The 21,441-nt window shown below is 61.5% G+C and carries 18 protein-coding genes and 1 pseudogene; 8 read left to right on the top strand and 11 right to left on the bottom strand.

Annotated elements, in window-relative coordinates; genetic code table 11:
* The 7 genes from CEPID_RS00215 to CEPID_RS13405 are packed head-to-tail and all read left to right on the top strand — an operon-like array spanning position 1 to position 8,110.
* Positions 1-1,365, top strand: a complete 1,365-nt coding sequence (locus CEPID_RS00215) for a PP2C family protein-serine/threonine phosphatase (protein WP_047239264.1) — start codon at positions 1-3, stop codon at positions 1,363-1,365.
* Positions 1,365-2,720, top strand: a complete 1,356-nt coding sequence (locus tag CEPID_RS00210; RefSeq protein ID WP_047239263.1) for an FtsW/RodA/SpoVE family cell cycle protein — start codon at positions 1,365-1,367, stop codon at positions 2,718-2,720. Before CEPID_RS00215 ends, CEPID_RS00210 begins: the two co-directional genes overlap by 1 nt.
* Positions 2,717-4,162: a penicillin-binding transpeptidase domain-containing protein gene (locus CEPID_RS00205; RefSeq protein WP_047239262.1), complete on the top strand. Its 1,446-nt coding sequence runs from the start codon at positions 2,717-2,719 to the stop codon at positions 4,160-4,162. The genes CEPID_RS00210 and CEPID_RS00205 overlap by 4 nt, the downstream gene beginning before the upstream one ends.
* Positions 4,163-4,181: 19 nt before the next feature.
* Positions 4,182-5,633 (top strand): serine/threonine-protein kinase, encoded by a 1,452-nt coding sequence (locus CEPID_RS00200; protein WP_236684257.1) that lies wholly within the window; start codon positions 4,182-4,184, stop codon positions 5,631-5,633.
* Positions 5,634-5,654: 21 nt separating this feature from the next.
* Positions 5,655-7,604: a Stk1 family PASTA domain-containing Ser/Thr kinase gene (gene pknB, locus CEPID_RS00195; RefSeq protein WP_047239260.1), complete on the top strand. Its 1,950-nt coding sequence runs from the start codon at positions 5,655-5,657 to the stop codon at positions 7,602-7,604.
* 54 nt (positions 7,605-7,658) lie between these two features.
* On the top strand, positions 7,659-7,925 hold the full coding sequence (gene crgA, locus CEPID_RS00190; RefSeq protein ID WP_047239259.1) for a cell division protein CrgA: 267 nt from the start codon (positions 7,659-7,661) through the stop codon (positions 7,923-7,925).
* Positions 7,916-8,110, top strand: coding sequence for a hypothetical protein (locus CEPID_RS13405; RefSeq protein WP_162488677.1), 195 nt, complete (start codon positions 7,916-7,918; stop codon positions 8,108-8,110). The genes crgA and CEPID_RS13405 overlap by 10 nt, the downstream gene beginning before the upstream one ends.
* Positions 8,111-8,140: 30 nt before the next feature.
* Here CEPID_RS13405 and CEPID_RS13700 read toward each other — a convergent pair.
* The 11 genes and pseudogenes from CEPID_RS13700 to CEPID_RS00125 all read right to left on the bottom strand — a co-directional run.
* Positions 8,141-8,647: pseudogene (locus CEPID_RS13700) on the bottom strand (DUF222 domain-containing protein); the annotation flags it as partial.
* 35 nt (positions 8,648-8,682) lie between these two features.
* A protein-coding gene (locus CEPID_RS00180) for an IS3 family transposase (protein WP_144413386.1) occupies positions 8,683-9,908 on the bottom strand; the annotation gives its coding sequence in 2 pieces (ribosomal slippage) (positions 8,683-9,629 and positions 9,629-9,908; 1,227 coding nt in all).
* A 45-nt stretch (positions 9,909-9,953) separates the two neighbouring features.
* Positions 9,954-10,388: a hypothetical protein gene (locus tag CEPID_RS00170; RefSeq protein WP_047239255.1), complete on the bottom strand. Its 435-nt coding sequence runs from the start codon at positions 10,386-10,388 to the stop codon at positions 9,954-9,956.
* A 392-nt stretch (positions 10,389-10,780) separates the two neighbouring features.
* Positions 10,781-11,476 (bottom strand): response regulator, encoded by a 696-nt coding sequence (locus CEPID_RS00160; RefSeq protein WP_047241215.1) that lies wholly within the window; start codon positions 11,474-11,476, stop codon positions 10,781-10,783.
* Positions 11,454-14,003 (bottom strand): ATP-binding protein, encoded by a 2,550-nt coding sequence (locus CEPID_RS00155; RefSeq protein WP_236684255.1) that lies wholly within the window; start codon positions 14,001-14,003, stop codon positions 11,454-11,456. The genes CEPID_RS00160 and CEPID_RS00155 overlap by 23 nt, the downstream gene beginning before the upstream one ends.
* Positions 14,004-14,026: 23 nt before the next feature.
* Positions 14,027-14,578 carry a potassium-transporting ATPase subunit C gene (locus CEPID_RS00150; RefSeq protein WP_047239253.1) on the bottom strand — a complete coding sequence of 184 codons (552 nt, stop codon included), beginning with the start codon at positions 14,576-14,578 and terminating at the stop codon, positions 14,027-14,029.
* Positions 14,579-14,596: 18 nt separating this feature from the next.
* On the bottom strand, positions 14,597-16,624 hold the full coding sequence (gene kdpB, locus CEPID_RS00145) for a potassium-transporting ATPase subunit KdpB (RefSeq protein ID WP_047241213.1): 2,028 nt from the start codon (positions 16,622-16,624) through the stop codon (positions 14,597-14,599).
* Between the two features lie 8 nt (positions 16,625-16,632).
* On the bottom strand, positions 16,633-18,339 hold the full coding sequence (gene kdpA / locus CEPID_RS00140; protein ID WP_047239252.1) for a potassium-transporting ATPase subunit KdpA: 1,707 nt from the start codon (positions 18,337-18,339) through the stop codon (positions 16,633-16,635).
* Entirely contained in the window at positions 18,336-18,419 is an 84-nt protein-coding gene (gene kdpF, locus CEPID_RS13015) for a K(+)-transporting ATPase subunit F (protein WP_047239251.1), read from the bottom strand. The genes kdpA and kdpF overlap by 4 nt, the downstream gene beginning before the upstream one ends.
* A gap of 678 nt (positions 18,420-19,097) precedes the next feature.
* On the bottom strand, positions 19,098-19,796 hold the full coding sequence (locus tag CEPID_RS00130; protein WP_047239250.1) for a rhomboid family intramembrane serine protease: 699 nt from the start codon (positions 19,794-19,796) through the stop codon (positions 19,098-19,100).
* Positions 19,797-19,867: 71 nt separating this feature from the next.
* Positions 19,868-20,389 carry a peptidylprolyl isomerase gene (locus tag CEPID_RS00125; RefSeq protein WP_047239249.1) on the bottom strand — a complete coding sequence of 174 codons (522 nt, stop codon included), beginning with the start codon at positions 20,387-20,389 and terminating at the stop codon, positions 19,868-19,870.
* A 153-nt stretch (positions 20,390-20,542) separates the two neighbouring features.
* Between CEPID_RS00125 and CEPID_RS00120 the strand changes: the two genes are divergently transcribed.
* The gene (locus CEPID_RS00120) at positions 20,543-21,337 is read left to right on the top strand and encodes a hypothetical protein (RefSeq protein ID WP_047239248.1); all 795 of its coding nucleotides are present in this window, start codon (positions 20,543-20,545) and stop codon (positions 21,335-21,337) included.
* The last annotated feature ends 104 nt before the right edge of the window (positions 21,338-21,441 follow it).

Below are 21,441 nucleotides of genomic sequence, written 5' to 3'. Positions count from 1 at the left end.
ATGCTAAAACTCAACTACACCGTCGCCTCCGACCGCGGACTGGTGCGAGGCAACAATGAGGACTCCGCCTACGCCGGCCCCCACCTGCTGGTCTTGGCCGACGGCATGGGTGGCCACGCCGCCGGTGAAATCGCCTCCCAACTCATGGTGGAGCACCTCCGCGTGCTCGACGCCGACCCCGGCGACAACGACATGCTCGCCCTCCTCGGCACCGTCGCCGACGACGCCAACCAGGCCATCGCGGCGGGCGTGCGCGCCAACCCCGAGACCGACGGCATGGGCACCACCTGCACCACGCTGCTTTTCGACGGCACCCAGTTCGGAATGCTCCACGTCGGCGACTCCCGTGGCTACCGGCTCCGCGACGGCGCGCTGGAGCGAATCACCCGCGACGACACCTACGTCCAAGCACTCGTCGACGAAGGCGAACTCGACGCCGAAGATGTCTCCACGCACCCCCAACGGTCGCTGATCCTCAAGGCGTACACCGGCCGCCCGGTAGAACCCACGCTCGAGCTTCTCGACGCCCAGGTGGGTGACCGCCTGCTGCTGTGCTCCGATGGGCTCTCCGACCCGGTGACTCATTCGACCATTGAGTCGACGCTGAATGAGGGCACCCCCGCGGAGGCAGCCGCCCGGCTAATCGAGCTTGCCTTGCGCTCAGGTGGCCCCGACAACGTGACGATCGTGATCGCGGACGTCGTCGACACGGACTCCTTCGACGAAACTGCCCTACCAACCACCCCAGAAGTAGGCGGCGCCCTCAATGGCGACCAGCCGGAGGATCCGCGACCTAACACGGCGGCCGGACGAGCCGCCGTGCTGCAGGATCGCCAATCGAGAACGATCGAACCACAACCCGAACCCACCTCGCCCACCCCTCCCAGTCCAGGCGAGGGAAACAAAAGCAACGGGAAATGGCTCGGGGCACTGATAACGGTCCTGGTGTTCCTCGCACTAGCTGGCGTGGGCGTGTGGGGTTACAACCACATGTCCAATAATTTTTATGTCGCCACCAAAGACGAAGCGCTCGTGATCGAGCAGGGCGCTGACTATGCCATCTTCGGCAAGGAACTCCACCACACCTACCAGCAGGCCTGCCTGGACAAGGAAGGCCGCCTCAAGGTGGTGGACATGCAATCTTCCGACTGCGAACCATTCAAGAAATCTGACCTCCAGCCGGACGCACGCGCCCAAGTGGAGGCCAAACTCCCCGGTGGTTCCTATGACGAAGTGATGCAGCAAATGACCACGCTATCCACCTCGGTGCTGCCGGTGTGCGTCGTGCGGGAGGGCACGGAGGCGTCGGCAAGCGCGGCCGGTGACCTCAATACGCCGGGCGTGAACTGCCGGGAGGTGCGCTAATGGAATTCTTCCGACGCTTGACTTCTCGACGCACCGAGTTTGGGCTCCTGCTGCTGAGCGCGGTCATCATCGCGGTGGCGCTCATCAACCTGGAAGTGTCCCTAGGCAACGAACTCACCAAATCGGTGGCCTACGTGATCGGCGGCTACGTGGGCGTGTTTACGCTGGCTCACCTGGCGATGTGCTGGAAGGCGCCACACGCAGACCAAATTTTGCTGCCGGTGGTCGCACTCCTCAACGGGCTTGGGCTGCTCATGATCCAACGTCTCGATGCCGCCAAAGAGACATCCATGGCTACGCGGCAGGTCATGTGGACGCTGGTGGGTGTCGTCATGCTCATCGCCGTACTGTTCATCCTCCGCGATCATCGCAGCCTAACCCGCTACTCCTACCTGCTCGGCGCCGTGGGCCTCGTGCTGTTGGCGTTGCCGATGGTCTGGCCTCAGCCGGCGGAGGCCGACGCCCGGATTTGGCTAGCGCTCGGTCCGTTTTCCATCCAGCCGGGGGAGTTCTCCAAGATTCTTTTGCTGCTATTCTTCGCCCAGCTATTGGTCAATAAGCGCGCGCTGTTTACCGTAGCGGGCTACCGTTTCTTCGGCATGGAATTTCCGCGCTTGCGCGACCTCGCACCGATCGTGCTGGTTTGGGCGATCGCAATTTTGATCATGGCCGGAGAAAACGACTTCGGCCCGGCTCTGCTGCTGTTCAGCACGGTGCTGGGCATGCTGTACCTCGCCACGGGGCGGGCCTCCTGGCTGCTCATCGGTTTCACGCTGGTTGCGATCGGTGGGTTCGCCTTGTTCCAGGTATCCACAAAGATCCAGACCCGGTTCAGCCTCTTCCTCGACCCGGTGGGCAACTGGGACAAGAGCAGCCAGCTCGCCCAAAGTTTGTTTGGCATGTCCTGGGGCGGAGTCACGGGTACGGGCTTGGGCCAGGGCTACCCGTACATCGTGCCGGTGGCCTGGTCGGATTTCATTCTCGCCACGATTGGCGAGGAGCTTGGCCTGTTCGGCCTGGCGGCCGTCCTGGTCCTCTTCGCGGTGTTTGTCGCCCGTGGCATGCACACTGCCCTGCTGGTGGAGGATTCCTACGGCAAGCTGGTCGCCGCCGGCCTGTCGCTGACGATCGCTGTGCAAATCTTCGTGGTCACCGCCGGCATTTCCGCGATGATGCCGATGACCGGCCTGACCACCCCATTCATGTCCGCTGGTGGATCCTCCCTGATGGCAAACTACATCCTGCTGGGCATCATCCTGCGGATCTCTGATTCCGCCCGCAAGCCCAAGGTGGCCATCCCGCAGTCGGCCGTCAGCGGCCCACACACCGAACTGAATGTGGCGGTGCGCTCATGAATAAGTCCATCCGAAAGACGTTCATCTTTGCCCTACTGCTCATCCTGGCACTACTGATCAACTTAACCCGAGTGCAGGCCTTTAGCGACGACGAATACGCCCACAACGCGTTGAACCGCCGGGGTTTCCTGGAGATGAAATCGCAACCGCGCGGACAGATTTCCGCTGGGGGCCAAGTGCTCGCCCAATCCGTCCAGGATTCCGAAGGTTTCTACCAACGCAGTTACCCGAACCCAGTGACCGCCTACGGTCCCGTGATCGGTTACCTTTCTGACATCTACGGCGCCTCCGGGTTGGAGGCCTCGAAGAATGAGATCCTAAACGGCTCAGACCCGTCGCTGTTCGCGAGCCGATGGCTTGACCAACTCACCGGGAAGGAGCAGACGGGGGCGTCGATAAAGCTCACGCTGCAGCCCGAGGTGCAGCGCGCGGCCTACGAAGGGCTGACGAAGAACGGTTATTCGGGCGCAGTGGTGGCGATCCGGCCGAAGACTGGTGAGGTGTTGGCGATGGCGTCGACGCCTTCCTACGATCCGGCGGGGATCGTCGGCCCCGATGCAGATAGTGTGTGGCAGCAGCTCAACTCCGATCCGGATTCCCCGATGCTGAACCACGCCACGCAGGAAACGCTGCCGCCGGGATCCACTTTCAAGGTGATCACCACCGCGGCGGCGCTGCAAAAGGGCTACAACCTGAATTCACCGGTAACGGGAGCACGGGAAATCACCTTGCCTAACACGAACACCACCTTGGAAAACTACGGTGGCCAATCGTGTGGTGGCGCCCAGACGACACTGCAGCAAGCCTTCGCGAAGTCCTGCAACACCGCCTTTGTGGAAATGGGCATTGACGTGGGCGACAAGGCGCTGACGGACGCCGCCACTAAGTTCGGTGTCGGCGAGAAGTACGACCTTGGCCTGCCGGTCGCCAGCGGCAGCCTGGGGGATCTTTCAGACCCGGCGGCCCGCGGCCAATCCTCGATTGGGCAGCGCGACGTATCGATGTCGGTGCTGCAGAACGCCGTGGTGGCGGCTACTGTCGCCAACGGTGGCAAGCGGATGGAACCGCACCTGGTGTCCGAAATCCAGGGCGCGGACCTGAAGACCATCCGGAAGATCAACGCGAAGGAAATGAACCAAGCCGTAGACAAGGACACCGCCGCGGCGCTGACCGAGTTGATGCGCGGTTCAGAGAAGATGACCGTCGGCTACCGTGGCGATGACATCGCCTCCAAGACCGGCACCGCCGAGCACGGGGAAGATTCCCGTAACTCAAACCCACACGCTTGGTATATAGCCTTTGGACCATCGAAGGATGCGGACGTGGCCGTCGCAGTCGTCGTGAAGAACGGCGGCGATCGAGGCCAGGCCGCCACCGGTGGTTCAGTGGCTGCCCCGATTGGCCGCGCCGTGATCGATGCTGCGCTGCGGAGCGCGCGCTAAGCGCAGAAAGGAAGCACCCGTGACCTCCTACAACACCGACGGTATCGAACGGATCCAACCCCTCATCGGCGACGACTACCGCCTCCAATGGATCATCGGCCACGGCGGCATGTCCACCGTGTGGCTTGCCGACGACCTTCGCCACAACCGCGAAGTTGCCATCAAGGTATTGAGGCCCGAGTTCGCCGACAACCAAGAATTCCTCACCCGCTTCCGCAACGAAGCCCAGGCGGCCGAAAACATCAACCACCCCAATGTGGTGGCCACCTACGACTACCGGGAATCGCACGACGCCGCCGGCACCACATTCTGCTTCATCGTGATGGAGTTCATCCGGGGCGAATCCCTGGCGGATCTGCTCGCGCGCGAAGGCGCGCTCCATGAAGATCGAGCGCTGGGGCTGCTCGAACAAGCAGCGCATGGGTTAGCCACGATCCACGCCATGGGTCTGGTCCACCGCGACATCAAGCCCGGCAACATCATGATTACCCCGGAAGACGGGGTAAAGATCACCGACTTCGGCATCGCCAAGGCGGCCGCTGCGGTTCCCCTGACCAGGACAGGAATGGTAGTGGGCACCGCCCAGTACGTCTCCCCCGAGCAGGCGCAAGGGCACGACGTTTCCGCCGCCTCCGACGTGTACTCGCTCGGAGTGGTGGGCTACGAGCTGCTCGCCGGCAAGCGGCCATTCGTGGGTGATTCCTCCGTTTCCGTGGCGATCGCCCACATCAAGAACGCGGCCCCACCGCTGCCGGTGAGCGTTTCGGCACCGGCCCGGGAGCTCATCGCGATCGCCATGCGCAAAGACGCCACTCGTCGGTTCCCCGATGGCGGCGCCTTCGCGCAGTCGATTTCGCGGGTGCGGCTCGGTCAGCCTCCCGTCGACCCGAGCCCCGGCACCACGGAAGCCACCCAAGTAATCGGGGGTTCGCCGACGAGTGCGACCACCGTCATGCCGGTGGGTACGCCGGCTGAGGCGCTGGCCGCAGCTAAGCCCGGCCCGACTTACGTTCCACCGGCGGCTCCGGCGAAGAAGAAGTCCGGCGCGTGGCCAGCAGTGTTAGCTTTGGTTGCTTTGCTGGCTGGCGGTGGGGTGGCGTATGCGTTGTTAAATTCGGGCGACGAGCCGGCGCCGGCCCCAGCGCCGGCGCCGGTCACGTCGACTCGGGAGACGAAGACGACGGAGAAGACGAGTGTTGCGCCGGTGGTGCCGTCGACAAGCAAGGCTCCTACTACGACGACGAAGGCGCCGGAAGCGACAACGATCTACGTCACGCCGACGGAGGAAAGCTCTCCTGCGTCGACATCGACGAAGGAAAAGAAGACCAACAACAAGAAGTCGACGGATCCGAAGGTGTCGGTGCCAGAAGAGCCGCTGCCGAGCCTGACCGTTGACCTGCCGTCGGCGCCGGCGATGCCGACGGGGCTGCCGAATCTGGGTAATCTTAACCCTTCGGGTAATCGCGGATAAGAAAAGGAGGTCAGCTTCACGATGCCACTGCATTCACTCGGCCAGCGCTACGAGCTTGGCGAACTCATCGGTACCGGCGGTATGTCGGACGTTTACCGTGCCAAGGACACGCTTCTTGGCCGTGATGTCGCCGTGAAGATCATGCGGGCTGACCTTGCTCGCGACACGGGTTTCCGCGAACGTTTCCGCAAGGAGGCGCAAAACGGCGGCTCGCTGAACCACCCCGCGATCGTCGCGGTGTATGACACCGGCGATACCGAAGATCATGGCATCACCGTGCCGTACATCGTGATGGAGTTGGTCGAGGGGAAAACACTTCGCGAAATCATCCGGACCGACGCTCCCTTGCCGCCCGCCGACGCCGCGAAGCTGCTGATCCCGGTGTGCGAAGCGCTGCAGGTCAGCCACGACGCCGGGATCATCCACCGCGACATCAAGCCAGCCAACATCATGGTCACCCCGACCGGGGCGATCAAGGTGATGGATTTTGGCATTGCCCGCGCGCTTGGCGACGCCACCTCGACCATCACCGCCACCGCGGCAGTTGTAGGTACTGCGCAGTATCTCTCCCCCGAGCAGGCGCGAGGGCGGACGGCAGATGCGCGCTCGGATATCTACGCCACGGGCTGTGTCCTATATGAGCTTTTGACTGGCAAGCCCGCTTTTAGTGGGGATTCGCCACTAGCTATTGCGTATCAGCACGTCGAGGCTGACCCGGAGCCGCCATCTGCGTTGATTGGGTCCTTGTCGCCGACGACCGGGGTGAATATCGATGCCGTGGTGTTGACAGCCATGGCGAAGCACCCGGAGGATCGCTACCAGACCGCTACAGAGTTTGCGGAGGATTTGCGGCGCTTGCAGCGCAATTCGGTGGCGTTGGCGGCCCGCAACCATGTGGCCGCTGCTCCCGCTGCACCGGTGGCCGCTGCGCCGGTTGCCGCTGCTCCCGCTGCCGCGCCGACGATGGTGACGGGGATGACGCGCGCGGAGCGTCGAGAAGCCGAGCGTCGCCAGAGCTCAAAGCCGTGGGGGCGTGTTGTCGCCAGTGTGCTGGTGTTAGGTTTGTTGGCCGGTGGGGCGTATGTTGCCTGGACGCAGCTGGGCGACGGGTTGGGTAGCCAGCGGCAGGAGTCTGCGAACGTGGCGATCCCTTCGGTGAAGGGGAAGTCCGAGGAGGAGGCGACGGCGCAGCTGACTAAGTTGGGGTTGCAGTTGGAGCGTCGAGAGGCGCCGAGCCCGACGGTGCCGAAGGGTTTTGTGATTGATACGAACCCGACCGCGGGTTCGCAGGTTCGGCCGGGGGCGGCGGTGACGCTGACGGTGTCTTCCGGCAAGGAGATTGTGGAGGTGCCGTCGCTTGCTGGTTTGACCACGGAGCAGGTGTCGAAGGCGTTGGGCGATGTGGGCTTACAGTTGGAGTCTGTGGTGAAGGAGGATTTCTCCGCGGATGTTCCTGCTGGTCAGGTGCTGGAGCAGTCGCCGGCGGCGGGCGCGCAGGTGTCTAAGGGTTCGAAGGTGACGATTACTGTTTCCAAGGGTGAGCAGCTGGTTCGGGTGCCGGTGATCGATGGTATGAAGTGGTCGGTGGCGGAGAGCAATGTGACCTCGCTGGGCTTCGTGCCGACGGTGCGGGTGGTTGATTCGACGGAGCCGGAAGGTACGGTGATTTCGGTGGCGGAGTCGGGCCAGAAGTTGGCCAAGGGTTCGACGGTGAATGTAACTGTTTCCAATGGTGCGATGGTGGCTGCCCCGAGCTTGGATGGCATGACGGTGCCGCAGGCTTTGGCTGCGTTGCGTTCGGCGGGTTGGACGGCGCCGGATACGTCTCTGCAGGTCAAGCGCATTCCGACGCAGGCGTTGGTGGATCAGGGCAAGATCAAGGGCCAGTCGCCGGCGGCTGGGGAGAATTTGCGTAAGGATGGCTTGGTGGCGGTGAATGTGTTGGAGTTCCAGTTGCTGCCATCGCCGTAGGTTGGCTAGAGTCTACGGAATAGTATTAATACTCAACGTTAGTTAAGGTGCAGTATGCCTAAGGCAAAGGTTTCACAGAACGCCGTTCCGATTAGTTCTAATGCGGATAATCGTACTCCGGTGAAGATTAGTTCTTCGGGCACGCCGATTTGGTACAAGGTCATTATGTTTGGCCTGATGCTGGCTGGTTTGTTGTGGCTCGTGGTTAATTATTTGGCGGGCACTGATATTTCGGTGATGCGTGAGCTGGGTCCGTGGAACTATGGCATCGGCTTTGGTTTGTTCATTTTGGGTCTGCTGATGACCATGGGGTGGCGTTAGTCTTTTGGCCCTGGTGGGCGCGGGTGTTGATCGTTGATTCGGCGCCCCGCTGCCCGGTTGGCGGCTGGGGAGTTGTTGGGGGTGGCTGTTCCTCTGTCGTGCCACGTGCATTGACCATCGTGTTTTCGCAGGTGGGATCTTCGGTGGCTGTCGTCGTTTTGTCTATGGTGTTTTCGGCAAAGTAGGCCGAGGTTTTCTAGGCCGGTCGGGCCTCCGCGTGCCCAGGGGGTGATGTGGTGGGCGTCGCATCGTCCGGCGTGTTCATCACAGCCTGGGTATTGGCAGACGAATTGTTCGGCGAGCAGGGCGATGCGCAGGAAGAAGTTCGCAGATCGACGTGCGGTGATCAGGCTTTTCACTGCTCCGCTGTGGGTGTGCACGGCGATGTAGTCACTGATTCGATCTCCGGCCAGGTGCGCGATATCGAACAGGCTGAGGTCGACGCCGGTGTTGGTGCCGAACTTCGCGTGGACATCGAATTCATCGGTGTCGAGCACCGAGACAACGAGGGCAGCGTGCCCTGTATTGACTACGCGATGGCTGCTGGCCATACGGATGACTTCACCAAACGCCTCGGCATTTCGCTGGTCGACGGTAAGTTTTCCTTCCTCATCGGCGACGGTCTTGAAAGCTTGATCAATTAGTGCTTGTAGTAAAGCTGCGTCGCGGGCGGGAAGGTAGCCGTGAAAACGGCAGCCACCATGTTCATCTTGTCGTTGCATGCGGAATTGAAGCGTCCTGGGTTTTGTTCCGCTTCTTATACGGGGGTCAGCTCGCTGACCCGGGTGTGATTATACATATCGATGATCTCTGCAGGGCTCTTATATCCGAGGGCTTCGTGGAGGCGCTCGTGGTTCCACCAGTGGACCCAGTTCAACGTCGCAAACTCGACCTCGGTCAGTGAGAACCAGGGCTGGGAATAGATCAGCTCGGCTTTGTACAGGCCGTTGACAGCCTCGGCTAGCGCGTTATCGTAGGAATCACCCACGCTCCCGGTGGAGGGCTTGATCCCGTAGTCAGCGAGTTTCTCGTTGTAGGCAACACTCGTGTATTGCGAGCCATGATCGGAATGATGCGTCAGATCCACCAGAGTATCTTTCGCTCCCTGAATGGCCTGCTCGAGTGCCTCTAGTGGTAGCGCCTCGGTTTTCATCGAAGAACGCGTCGCCCAACCCACAATCTTGCGGCTATACACATCAGTAACGAACGCTGTATACACGAAGCCGGATAGGGTTCGTACATACGTGATATCAGCAACCCACAGCTGGTTGGGCCTACTGGCCTTGAACTGCCGATTGACCAGATCCGGACGAGAATCTACTTCCTGAACGGGCCGGGTTGTGATTGGGGCGCGTCCCCGGCGAACACCCTCAATTCCACCGATTCTCATGAGCCGAGCCACCTGGTCACGGCCAACATCCCAACCAGCACGCCGCACTGCATGCCACATCTTCCGCACCCCGTAGACGCTGTAATTCTTGGTGTGGATCTTCTTGAGCTCATCGATCAGGATCCTGTCTCGTATGCTTCTGGCGCTCGCTGGCCTGCTCTTCGCCAGCCGGTAGCCACGAGAGGTGATAAACCCTCCCTCCAGACTCACGCCCAATACCCGGCAAATCGGCTCGACCCCGAAACGATCCCTATACTCATCAATATAAGCAATCATTATCGGGCCGGACGGTCGAGCTCCGCTGCGAAAAAAGCCGAAGCAGTCTTCAAAATCTCATTCGCCCGCCGCAACTCCGCAACCTCGCGTTTGAGCCGTTTAATCTCCTCATGCTCTTCACGCGTAAGCCCCTGCCGTTCACCCGCGTTCACTAAATGCTGCTCGTACCAGCGGCGCAGCGATTCATTCGCGATCCCTAGCTTCGGTGCGATCTCATTGACCGCCTGCCACTGAGAACACGAGCCATCATCGGCTAAACGATCGATCAGCATCCGCACCGCGCGATCCTTGAACTCCTGTGAATACCTCTTGGCCATGTTCCAATCCTCTCAAAAGTGAGTAGGAACAAAACCCAGGACGCTTCAGAATTTCCGCAGGCTAAATGCGATGTCAGGATTGTGGGATAGCCGGGAGTTTTCCTCACGAACCAGTTTGTTGGTGAAGTTTCTAATCTGATGCAGCGAACTATGCGGGGCTGCCTCGGCTGCAGCACGATAAATTGCCTCTCGTTGATCAGATCGATCCGAAAGTTGTTCCAATCCACCGAGAATTTCGTCTTGGTGTTCGACACCTACCTGCTCAAACCACGGGTTATCCGCCCGCCGAACAGCCCTCCTCGCAGCCCGTCGCGTCATACCTTCTTTACAGAGCGTTCCGACGTCCGATTGCGCTGCAATTTTCGTTTCCAACCTGGCAATATCTTCTTTGAGGGCGACAAGATCAGCGACCATCGAGGCGTCGCAACGCTCCAAAAGCGCGTGTTTAATTGCTAGCTGCGCTGCCCTAATGTGAGTCATGGCCACCCCCTCGGTGAATATTCGAGATTCGCTTACGTGTTCTATTTTAGCCGCAAAACTAGTTTGCGCAAGATGTAGCAGATCACAAATTGGTAGCTTTTTGTACCACAAATAACTTAGGCCTCACCCGGCCCGGCCAACCCGCAACACCACCACCCACGGGGCCCGGCCAACCCGCAACACCACCACCCCTGGGGCCCGGCCAACCCGCAACACCGCGCCCCCGAGGCCCAGCCAACCCGCAACACCACCACCCCCGGGGCCCAACCAACCCGCAACACCACCACCCCTGGGGCCCAACCAACCCGCAACACCACCACCCACGGGGCCCGGCCAACCCGCAACACCGCGCCCCCGAGGCCTAACCCCAAAAACCAACCAAAACCAACCAATCACCCAACCACAAACCGATACCCCAACCCTGGCTCTGTCAGGAGGTGTCGTGGTTGGGAGGGGTCGTCTTCGATCTTGCGTCGCAGCTGGGATGTGTAAATTCGCAGGTAGTGGCCTTGGTCGCGGTAGCTTTCGCCCCAGACTTCCGCCAGGATTTCTTCTTTGCGCACCAGGGCCCCTTGGGCGCGGATGAGCATCGCGAGGACTCCCCATTCGGTCGGGGTGAGGTGGATGGATGCGCCGGCTTTGCGTAGTTCGTGGCTGGCGATGTCGATATATAGGTCGTCGACTTCGATGACGGGCGTCGATACGGCGGTGGTGCCGGCCGGGCGCGGGCCCCCATGTCGTAGGGCAGCGCGGATGCGGGCGAGCAGTTCCTCCATGGCGAAGGGTTTGGTGACGTAGTCGTCGGCGCCGCGGTCCAGGGCGGCTGCGGAGATGAGCGGGTCGGCGCGGGCGGTGAGGATCACGACGGGTACGTTGGACCAGCCACGGATCCCTTCGAGGACGGTGCCGCCGTCGATGTCGGGCAGGCCCATGTCCAGCACGATGACGTCGGGCGAGGCCGAGGCTGCCAGCCGCAGGGCGTCGGTGCCGGTCCCTGCGGTGACCACGTCATAGCCACGCGCTCGGAAGTTGATGGCCAGCGTTTTGAGCAGCCGGGAGTCGTCATCAACTACGAGTATTTTTGCCACCAGCACCGCCTTCCTCGGCCGCGGCAGTTTCCGCAGGCAGGCGCACCACGAAAGCTGCGCCCGGCCCGTCGAGCACTGTCACGGAACCATTCATCGCTTCTACAAATCCTTTGACCACGGAAAGCCCGAGTCCTACCCCATTATCGTTGTTCGTGTCCCCGAGCCGTTGGAAAGGCTGGAACATCTTTTCGTGCATGTCAGGCGTCACGCCGGGTCCGGTGTCGGAGACGGTGAGCAGCACGGAGGCGTCGATAAGCTGGCCACTGATCCACACCAGGCCCGTCGAGTAGCGCAGCGCATTATCGACGAGGTTCGCCACCACCCGCTCGAGCAGGGCCGCATCGGCCACGCACTGGATCCGCACGGAAGGGTCGACCACGACGCGGCGCATGGTGTCCACGGACGCGCCGAAGGAGCAGGATGCGACGGCGCGGTGCACGACCTCGGCGATACTAACCACATCCCGGCGCGCCGTGACAGCACCGGCCGCGAGCCGCGAGGAGTCGAGCAGGTTGGTGACCAGATCGGTGAGCTGATCGATGCTTTCCTCCACACCAACCAGTAGGTCTTCCCGGTCTTGCGCGCTGAATTCGACCTCTGAGCTGCGCAGCGAGGATACCGCCAACTTCGCGGTGGCCAGGGGCGTGCGCAAGTCGTGTCCCACGGAGGCCAGGAGCGCGCGGCGGAGGTCGTCGGCGGCGGCGATCGCGTCGGCGCGGGCTGCTTCCCGTGCGAGTGCCTGCTGCCAGAACACCCCGGCCAGGTAATCAGCTACTACCAGCACCAATGCTCGGTCTTTCGCTGCGGGGGCGGGACCGACGAGCGTGAGGCGCACCTGGCCGTTGTGCGCATCGACATGCGTGGTGACTTCCCCGCCAGTCGGGCCGTGAATCGAGTCCCATCGGGCGAGCTCCACCCCGGCCGGATCTCGCACCGCCGCGCTGGAGCAGCCGAAGGCTTCCGCAACTTTGGCCAGCAGCCTTTCGACGGGTTCTTCCCCTAGCGCCGCCCGGGAAAAGATGGTCAGCAGCTCGGCGTCTCGGGCAGCACCAGCTGCCCGCAGGCGTTCCTGCTGCGCGCGCTGAACCAGAATGCCCACCGCGAACGCGGTAGCCACCATGACCACCAGCACCACCGCGTTAGCAGGCTCGGAAATGTTGAACGTGTGCAGCGGCGGGGTGAAATACCAGTTCACGACCAACCCCGACACCACAGCGGTCAGCAGCGCCGGCCCGAGCCCGGCGACCAAACTCATCGCCAGAATCAACGCAAAATAAAACGCCGCGATTGTGCCCGTGCCCAGATCCTGCGCGCCCCACCATTCCAGCAGCACCGTGAGCAGCGCCGGCGCCACCAGGGCGCTGAGCCACCGCCAGGCAATACCCAACCAGCCGGTGCTTGGCAGCTGAAAAAGGGCCCGCACCCGCGACCGTGATTTCAGTGGCAGGTTCACCATATGGCAGTCAATCTTGCCGGAGTTACGCAGCACCGCCTCCGCCACTGATTCGCCGAGGAGCCGGGCATATCGACGCCGCGGCGTCGCCCCCAGCACCAACTGGGTCGCATTCGCGGCCCGCGCGAAATTCAGCAGGGCTTCCGGCACGGTGTCGCCAGTTACCTGGTGCAACTTGGCGCCCACGTCCTCGGCGAGTTCCTGCAGCCGGGCCAGCGTCGCGGTGTTGCCCGTAGTAAAGGAATCACCGCTGATCACGTGGACCACCAGCAGTTCCGCGGAGGACTTGGTGGCAATCCGACGCCCGCGGCGAATCAATGGCTCGGCGTGCGCGGCGTTTTCCACCGCCACCACCACCCGCTCCTTTGTTTCCCAGGTGTCGGTGATGTGTTGTTCGGTGCGGTACTTGTTCAGCGCGTCGTCGACTTGATCGGCGAGCCATAACAGGGCTAGTTCGCGTAGCGCGGTGAGGTTGCCGAGCCGGAAGTAGTTGTTCAGTGCGGGCCCGATCCGCTCTGCGCTGTAGACGTGGCCGTCGCTGAGCCGAGTGCGTAGGAATTCGGGCGAGATGTCCACCAGCTCGATGGTGTCGGCGGCGCGCACCACTTCATCCGGTACGGTTTCCTGCTGCGTGATTCCGGTGATCTCGCTGACCACGTCATTGAGGGATTCGAGGTGCTGGATGTTCATCGTGGAGATGACGTCGATGCCGGCGTCGAGAAGCTCCTGCACGTCGCCCCAGCGCTTGGCGTGTCGCGCGCCTGTCGGGTTGGAGTGGGCGAACTCGTCCACCACGGCGACCTGCGGGGCGGCCGCCAACACCCCGGCGACATTGAGCTCACCGCGCCCCACCCCGGGCAGCAGCGCCTGGCGGGGCAGCCCCTCCGCGAGCTGCCGAGTGTAGGTGCGACCGTGGTCTTCGACGATGCCTACCAGGACCTTCTTGCCGGAAGCCTGCAGGGCTTGCGCCTCGTTAAGCATTGCGCAGGTCTTACCCACGCCGGGGGCCGCGCCCAGGTAAATCTTCAACGTGCCGGGGCGTGGGCGCCCGTTATGCGACATCTCCTCGCTCATGTCCGTATCTTAAAGCGCCACCACTAGTTGCAGCGCTCCCCGCCTGGCAAAGACAGGTTCAACCGGGAAACATTGACCACTTCCTCACCCAGCACACCGAGACCACGCGGCACCGTAGCCTGGGCGACGAGCTCGGCGACCTCATCCGGCGTCATCCCCCGCTCACGGGCCACACGCGGGACCTGCAGTTGGGCGTATTCGGGGCTGATATCACTATCGACACCCGAACCCGATCCAGTGACGGCATCGGCGGGAACATCAGCTTCGGCGACCCCTTCCCGCTGGGCAATCTCCTGCTTCAGCTTCCCGATGGACTCGGTCAACTCCGGCGCAGCCGGGCCCAAGTTGGTCATGCCCGGCGCGCGGCCCACGAACCAACCGGCTCCTTCCCTGCCATCGGCCAGCAATCGGGATGCCACCGCGCAGTCGCCGTCGTAGACCACGTGCCCCTCGGCGCGCTCCGCGGTGAGGCGGGACACCGCCCACACGCTCGCGGGATAAACCAGCCCCAGGCCCACCATGCATAGCACCACGGCGACAAAACCCGCCACCATATTGCGCAGATAGCTCTTCATTGCCTTGTTCTCCTCTTCTTACATTCCAGGTAGTAGCTGGACGACCAGGTCAATCAACCAGATGCCAATGAACGGGGTAATCACGCCACCCAACCCCCAAATTCCCAGGTTGCGGCGCAGCAAACTAGCGGCGGAGGCCGGTTTGTAGCTCACGCCCTTCAGCGCCAGCGGGATCAACGCGACGATAATCAGCGCGTTGAAGATCACCGCGGACACAATCGCTGACTGCGGCGAATGCAGATGCATGATGTTGAGCCGTCCCAGCTGTGGCAGCTGGCTGGCAAAGAGTGCGGGAAGGATCGCGAAGTACTTGGCGAGGTCGTTGGCCAGCGAAAACGTGGTCAACGCGCCGCGGGTGATGAGCAACTGTTTGCCGATGCGAACGACGTCGATAAGCTTCGTCGGGTCGGAGTCAAGGTCGACCATGTTCGCGGCTTCCTTGGCTGCGGAGGTGCCCGTGTTCATCGCTACGCCCACGTCGGCCTGCGCGAGCGCCGGGGCGTCATTGGTGCCGTCGCCGGTCATCGCGACCATGCGTCCGCTGGCCTGCTCCTGCTTGATGCGCGCGAGCTTATCCTCTGGAGTGGCCTCCGCGATGAAGTCATCCACTCCAGCCTCCCGCGCGATCGCCGCGGCCGTCAGCGGGTTATCGCCGGTGACCATCACCGTCTTGATGCCCATGGCGCGCATCTCCGCGAAGCGCTCCGCCATACCAGGCTTTACGACGTCCGTCAGCTGGACTACCGCCAACACCCGGCGCGCACCATCTGCGGTTTCTTCCGCCACTGGCAGCGGAGTACCGCCGTCCTGGGCGATGCGTTCGATCTCATTTTCCACCGTGGTGGGCCACTTTCCACCGGCTTCCTCGACCCACGCCCGCACCGCGTCACCAGCACCCTTACGCAAGATGCGACCATCAATGTCGATACCCGACATGCGGGTAGTAGCGGTGAACGGGATGATCTCTGCGGTCTTTTCCGCTGCACTCGCCTCGGCGGGGAGGTCATAGGTGAAGGTCAGCCAGGTGACGATCGACCGGCCTTCCGGAGTCTCATCCGCGATCGACGCTACCCGCGCCGCCGCGGCAGCGTAGTTTTCCTCAATCCCCTCGGCCACAAATAGCGCTGTGGCCTGCCGATTTCCGTAGGTGATCGTGCCGGTTTTATCCAGCAGAAGCGTCGCCACGTCGCCCGCGGCTTCCACCGCACGCCCAGAGGTGGCCAGCACGTTGTGCTGCACCAGACGGTTCATGCCCGCGATGCCCACTGCGGATAGTAGCGCGGCGATAGTCGTCGGGATCAGGCACACCAACAGGGCAATGAGCGACAGTGGCTCCAGGCGCACCCCGGCGAACAGGCCGGACGGGGCGAGCGCTACCACCGCGATGAGGAACAGGATCGTGAGGGTGGACAGCAAGATACTGAGCGCGATCTCATTGGGGGTTTTCCGGCGTTGCGCGCCCTCCACCAGCCCAATCATCTTGTCAACAAACGTCTCGCCCGGCTCTGACGTGATCCGCATCCGGATCTGATCCGAAATGACCACCGTGCCACCAGTCACGGCGCAGCGATCGCCACCGGCCTCACGCAGCACGGGTGCGGATTCACCCGTGATTGCGGACTCGTCCACCGTGGCGGCACCCTCGATGACGTCACCATCGCCCGGGATCGTTTCCCCGGCGCTCACCAGCACTTCAGAGCCACGCTTGAGTTCGGCGGCCGCCACCTGCACCACGCCATCGGCGGTGATGAGATTCGCCATGGCGTCGTCACGCACCGCGCGCAAACTATCCGCCTGGGCTGCGCCGCGACCTTCCGCGAATGCCTCGGCGAACGCGGCGAACGCGATCGTCGCCCACAGCCACACGGTGACCGTCCAGGCGTACACACTCGGTTGCCCGATCGAGAACAACGTGGTGAGCAGCGCCCCCACCCACACCACGAACAACACCGGGTTGCGGGCTTGAGCTTGGGGCAACATCTTACGCGGCAGAATCTTAAGCGCAGCGCTTGCCGACGACTTATTGTCGTCAGCCTTCACCTTCATTTGAGTGGTCATACCAGGGCCTCCGAGAGCGGACCTAAGCTAAGGATTGGGAAGAATGTTAGAGCTGCCACCAGGATGATCACTCCGATGGTCAAGGTGGCGAAGGTCAAGCCGGTCGTCGGCAAGCTGCCGGCGGTGGTGGCCTGTGGGCGCTGTTTGGCCAGCGAACCCGCGAGATAGAGGGTGAACACGATCGGCAGGAAACGACCGAGCAGCATCGCGGCACCCAGGGTGACCTGCCACCATGGGTCAGTAACGGTGAGCCCCGCGAACGCGGAACCGTTGTTGTTGGAGGCTGAGGTGTAAGCGTAAAGCACTTCCGAGATGCCGTGCGCATTTTGCGCTGTGCCTGCCTCGCCCATGTTCGTAGCCGAATCTTGCACCAATTTCTGCTGCGCGAGCGAAGCTCCCACGCCCGCGAGCACCAGGATCGGCATGGTCAAGATATAGAGGCACACCGCGGAAATCTCCTGCTTGGTGATGCGATTGCCCAGGAACTCCGGGCTGCGACCGACCAGCAGGCCGCCGATGAACACGGTGAGGATCGAGACGATCAGCAGACCATAGAGTCCTGTTCCCACACCACCCGGGGCAATTTCACCGAGCAGCATATTCAGGATCAATAGTCCGCCACCGAGTGGCGAATAGGAATCGTGCATCGAGTTCACCGCGCCGGTGGAGGTGCCGGTGGTCGAGACTGCGAACAGCGCCGAAGCATTCACACCAAAGCGGGCCTCGAGCCCTTCCGTGTTTGCGCCGGCTGCCTGCGCCGCAGCGCCCACCAGGGTGTGCTGCGCCCACGTGACCAGCACCAACATCGCGGCCCAGATCCCGCCGGCGACACCAAGCAGAGTGTAGGCCTGGCGTTGATTGCCGAGCATCACGCCGAAGGTGCGGAACAGAGCAAACGGGATGACCAACAGGGAAAATATCTCAATGACGTTGGTGATCGAGTTCGGGTTTTCAAAAGGGTGCGCGGAATTCGCACCGAAAATACCGCCACCGTTAGTGCCTAACAGTTTGATGGCTTCCTGGGAGGCCACCGGGGCACGCGGGATCTCCACACCTAAGTGCGTCACCAGGTTGGAGCCAAAGGACTGCATTGTGCCCAGCGCAACCAGTGCCACCGCGATGAGGAACGCCACCGGAAGCAGCACGCGCACCAAGCCACGGGTTAGGTCCACCCAGAAGTTGCCCACGAGGCCAGGTTCGGCCTGGCTACCGGACCGAAACGGCAGGTGCCCGAGCGCGCGGGTCAGCACGATCGCCACCGCCATACCGACGGCGGCCGATGCGAAATTCTGCACCGTCAGGCCGAGCATTTGCACCGCATTGGTCAGCGTCGCCTCACCGGAGTAGGACTGCCAGTTCGTATTCGCCACAAACGACGCCGCGGTGTTAAACGCCATGTACGGCTCGACCGCTTCCTCGCGGGGATTTCCGAAGCTCGGCAACACCGTCTGCAGCCGCTGCAGCGCGTACAGCGCAATTATCGACGCCAGCGAGAACCCCAGCAGCGCCTTGGCATAATTGCGCCACGTTTGTCCCTGTTTCGGATCGACCCGAAGTACGCCATAGATGAATTTTTCAATTCCCCAGTCCTTTTCGGACTGATATACCTTTGCCATCCAGTTGCCCAAAGGTACATAGGCTGCTGCCAGCATCGCTACAAGGACAGCTGCCTGTGCAATGCCGGGCACAAAACCGCCGGTCATGCGAATCGCTCCGGATCAATCAGGGAGACCACCAGATAGCCCAGCAATCCCAACACAATCAACAGCAATGCAATATTCATTTGCCCTCCCGACCGAGAAACTCCGCGATGGCAGCTGCTACCCCGAAGTTGGCGATCATGAAGGCGACGATCAACAGATCCGTCATCTTTAGGTCGACCTCTTGCGTTTTTGTGCAGTGAGCGAGAGGGCGTGGCTGCGTCCTCCGCCCAGCCCCGTGGTTGGACTGGCATTGCTAACGCTAGGCGTGCCGACGCCCGCCCCTAGGTGATCTTTGCGCTTTCTTTGCGCCTACTGCCTGCACTTTTACGATTTCTTTACAACGCCTGCCGGTAGCCGAGAAAACTTTGAGGCTCGAAGGTAAAACTCATCTTTGTAATTCCACCCCCGGAAAGACTTGCTGAAGTGACGGGATAGTTAACAAGACATGTCAGCGAAAGTTATCCACAGCCTGGGGACAAATGTGGGGATGAATCCACAAAAAGTTTTCTTACACACAATCCACAGCCTGTGGATAACTCTGTGGGTAACTTTTTCACCGTCGAACATTTAACCGAATCCACCTGGATTAACGTCGTTAAAAACCCTTGAGTTAGAAGAAACAATGGCAAATTACAAAAGTGTAGTTATCCACACTGTGGATAACTGGTGTGGATAACTTGGGCAAAGAAGAATCCCCATCACTTGATGGGGATAACCTGGTGGATAATTCGGCCGTGTCGGTGGAAAACTGCGCAGGTCTAGAAGCCTGCCTCCCACCAGTGGGGGAACAATCTCACTACTTGCCACATCAACAACCCAATACCGAGCCCCAAAACCGCCCATATTCCACCCCAACGAGCACCCCCGCTACGGAAAGACAAAGCAGCGGTCTGCAAAGCGCCCACCAAGAGCCCGCCCACATGTCCCCACAGCGCAATGTTCGGCATCGTCAACGAAAACACCACGTTCACCGCGATAAGCACAAGTGGTGCCCGCAGGTCCCCACCGCGACGAGCCACGATGAGCACCAACAAAATCATCAGGGCATAACCCACCCCGGAGGCACCAGCAGAACGGGATCCCGGCGCCATGAGCACCGAGAACGCCGAAGATCCCACGGCCGCCGTGACGAACACCATCGCCATCATTTTGGAACCCCACGTCTGTTCCACTTCCCGGCCAAACAGGAACAACAACAGCACATTGAGCACCAGGTGAGTTGGCCCCACATGAAGAAACGCGGTGCCCAGTGCCCGCAACGGCCCAAACCAGGAGGCTCCCATATCTGGCAGAAACAGCACCCAAGCCTGAGCCAGCGAGGAAGATGCCAAATTGTCCGCTAAAGACAGGGACTGCAGGGCCGTGACCACATACACCAGCAGGATTGCCAGGCATAGCAGGACGGTGACCGGGGCTTGGACGTACCAGCGCTTGAATACGACGGGGATGGGGGTCATGAAGTTGCTCCTTGGAAAACACGAAACCCGCTTGCCGACGGGCGTCGACAAGCGGGCGTGGTGCGAAAATATTACGCGATGGTGATGGATTCGATCACGACGTCGTTAATCGGGCGGTCCATGGCGCCGGTTTGGGTGGTGGCGATTTCGTCGACGACCTTCTGGGAGGCAGCGTCGGTGACCTCACCGAAGATGGTGTGGTTACCGTTCAGCCAAGGGGTAGCAGCCACGGTGATAAAGAACTGGGAACCGTTGGTTCCTGGGCCGGCGTTTGCCATAGCCAGCAGGTATGCGCGGTCGAAGCGCAGCTCAGGGTGGATTTCGTCTTCGAACTTGTAGCCCGGGCCACCAGTGCCGGTGCCGGTTGGGTCGCCGCCCTGGATCATGAAGCCGTCGATGACACGGTGGAAGATGGCGCCGTCATAGAACGGGCCTTCGTTGGTGCCGGAGGCGTTTGCGGTCTTGTACTCCTTGGAGCCGTCAGCCAGCCCGACGAAGTTAGCAACAGTCTTTGGGGCGTGGTTACCGAAGAGTTCGACGACGATGTCGCCGCGGTTGGTGTGCAGCGTCGCAGTAGCGGTCTTAAGAGTCATGCAGCTAATAATACGTCAAACCGCAGAAAAGGGGTGGTTAAGCCACCTCGGCGGGGCGGGTGCAAGCAGATCGGCGGACCCTTGGCCCACGTCGCGTCGGCAAGATTATCGCTACCATTGGGGACACAAGCAGTGAAAAGTTTAGGAGATAATATGAACACCAAAAATCTGCGCCTGGCGGTAAACGTCGCCCGCAGCGCTTTCGAAGCAGTCAATGATTACCGCGAACGCAAGGCCGCCGAAACCTACGACGCCCTTTCGCACGCAGCCGAGAACTACACCATCGCCGAGCTGGCTGACCTCGGGCGCGAGCGTATCGACGCCGGCAAGGAAGCCACGGTAGCTACCGTCGGTGCCGTGGCAGAAAACGCGCGAGTCCGATTGGAAAAGGCCCGCGCTGAAGCCGAAGATCGCGCCGCAGTCGCTGCTAAGGAGACCCGCAAGACCCGGAAGCAGCTGGTGAAAGACCTGACCAAGCAGAAGAAGCAGGCCATCAAGAAGGCTCAGAAGGCCGGGTTGGTCAAGAAGGACAACAAGGGCAAGAAGCTGGGCACCGCTTTCACCCTCATCGCGATTCTTTCGGCGCTCGCAGGCGCGTTGTACTGGTTCATCTTCCGCCCAGAGAAGCCAGGCACCGTTCCACCACGCGTCGAAGAGCACGCAGGTGAAGGCTCCACCTTGGTCTACTCCACCCAGACCCCAGCCGAAGGTGCTCCAGAACCGACCGCCGAGGACCGTGAGTTCCTCGACTCCCTCGACGAACAGCTGGCCAAGCACCGCGTGGATGCGATCGATAAGGCAGCCGCTGAGGTTACCCCAGTCAACGACTCCGAGGTTGCTGACGACCATGTCGACGAAGCTCTCGAGGGCGACATCGCGCGCCTCGACGACCTCACCGCCCAGGCTGAAGAAGCCGAAGCAGACTTCGACAAGAAGCAGGGCAAGTAACCCGCAATCAACCTCCAACACCCAGCGTTTTTCAACGCTGGGTGTTTTTGTGGGTTAAGTAAGCGAAAGCGTGTCTCTCATTCATCTTTTCCGCAACGTTGTGG

Origin of the sequence: Corynebacterium epidermidicanis (genome assembly GCF_001021025.1) — a bacterium.
Lineage (GTDB): Bacteria > Actinomycetota > Actinomycetes > Mycobacteriales > Mycobacteriaceae > Corynebacterium > Corynebacterium epidermidicanis.
Note: the sequence above shows the minus strand (reverse complement) of the source record. Positions and strands in the feature narration are given on the sequence as shown.

What these genes read in the sequence shown, in the direction of transcription:
- CEPID_RS00215 (WP_047239264.1), top strand. Translation starts at nt 1, where the DNA reads ATGCTAAAACTCAACTACACCGTCGCCTCCGACCGCGGACTGGTGCGA.
- CEPID_RS00210 (WP_047239263.1), top strand. Translation starts at nt 1,365, where the DNA reads ATGGAATTCTTCCGACGCTTGACTTCTCGACGCACCGAGTTTGGGCTC.
- CEPID_RS00205 (WP_047239262.1), top strand. Translation starts at nt 2,717, where the DNA reads ATGAATAAGTCCATCCGAAAGACGTTCATCTTTGCCCTACTGCTCATC.
- pknB (WP_047239260.1), top strand. Translation starts at nt 5,655, where the DNA reads ATGCCACTGCATTCACTCGGCCAGCGCTACGAGCTTGGCGAACTCATC.
- crgA (WP_047239259.1), top strand. Translation starts at nt 7,659, where the DNA reads ATGCCTAAGGCAAAGGTTTCACAGAACGCCGTTCCGATTAGTTCTAAT.
- CEPID_RS00170 (WP_047239255.1), bottom strand. Translation starts at nt 10,388, where the DNA reads ATGACTCACATTAGGGCAGCGCAGCTAGCAATTAAACACGCGCTTTTG.
- CEPID_RS00155 (WP_236684255.1), bottom strand. Translation starts at nt 14,003, where the DNA reads ATGAGCGAGGAGATGTCGCATAACGGGCGCCCACGCCCCGGCACGTTG.
- CEPID_RS00150 (WP_047239253.1), bottom strand. Translation starts at nt 14,578, where the DNA reads ATGAAGAGCTATCTGCGCAATATGGTGGCGGGTTTTGTCGCCGTGGTG.
- kdpB (WP_047241213.1), bottom strand. Translation starts at nt 16,624, where the DNA reads ATGAAGGTGAAGGCTGACGACAATAAGTCGTCGGCAAGCGCTGCGCTT.
- kdpA (WP_047239252.1), bottom strand. Translation starts at nt 18,339, where the DNA reads ATGACCGGCGGTTTTGTGCCCGGCATTGCACAGGCAGCTGTCCTTGTA.
- kdpF (WP_047239251.1), bottom strand. Translation starts at nt 18,419, where the DNA reads ATGAATATTGCATTGCTGTTGATTGTGTTGGGATTGCTGGGCTATCTG.
- CEPID_RS00130 (WP_047239250.1), bottom strand. Translation starts at nt 19,796, where the DNA reads ATGACCCCCATCCCCGTCGTATTCAAGCGCTGGTACGTCCAAGCCCCG.
- CEPID_RS00125 (WP_047239249.1), bottom strand. Translation starts at nt 20,389, where the DNA reads ATGACTCTTAAGACCGCTACTGCGACGCTGCACACCAACCGCGGCGAC.
- CEPID_RS00120 (WP_047239248.1), top strand. Translation starts at nt 20,543, where the DNA reads ATGAACACCAAAAATCTGCGCCTGGCGGTAAACGTCGCCCGCAGCGCT.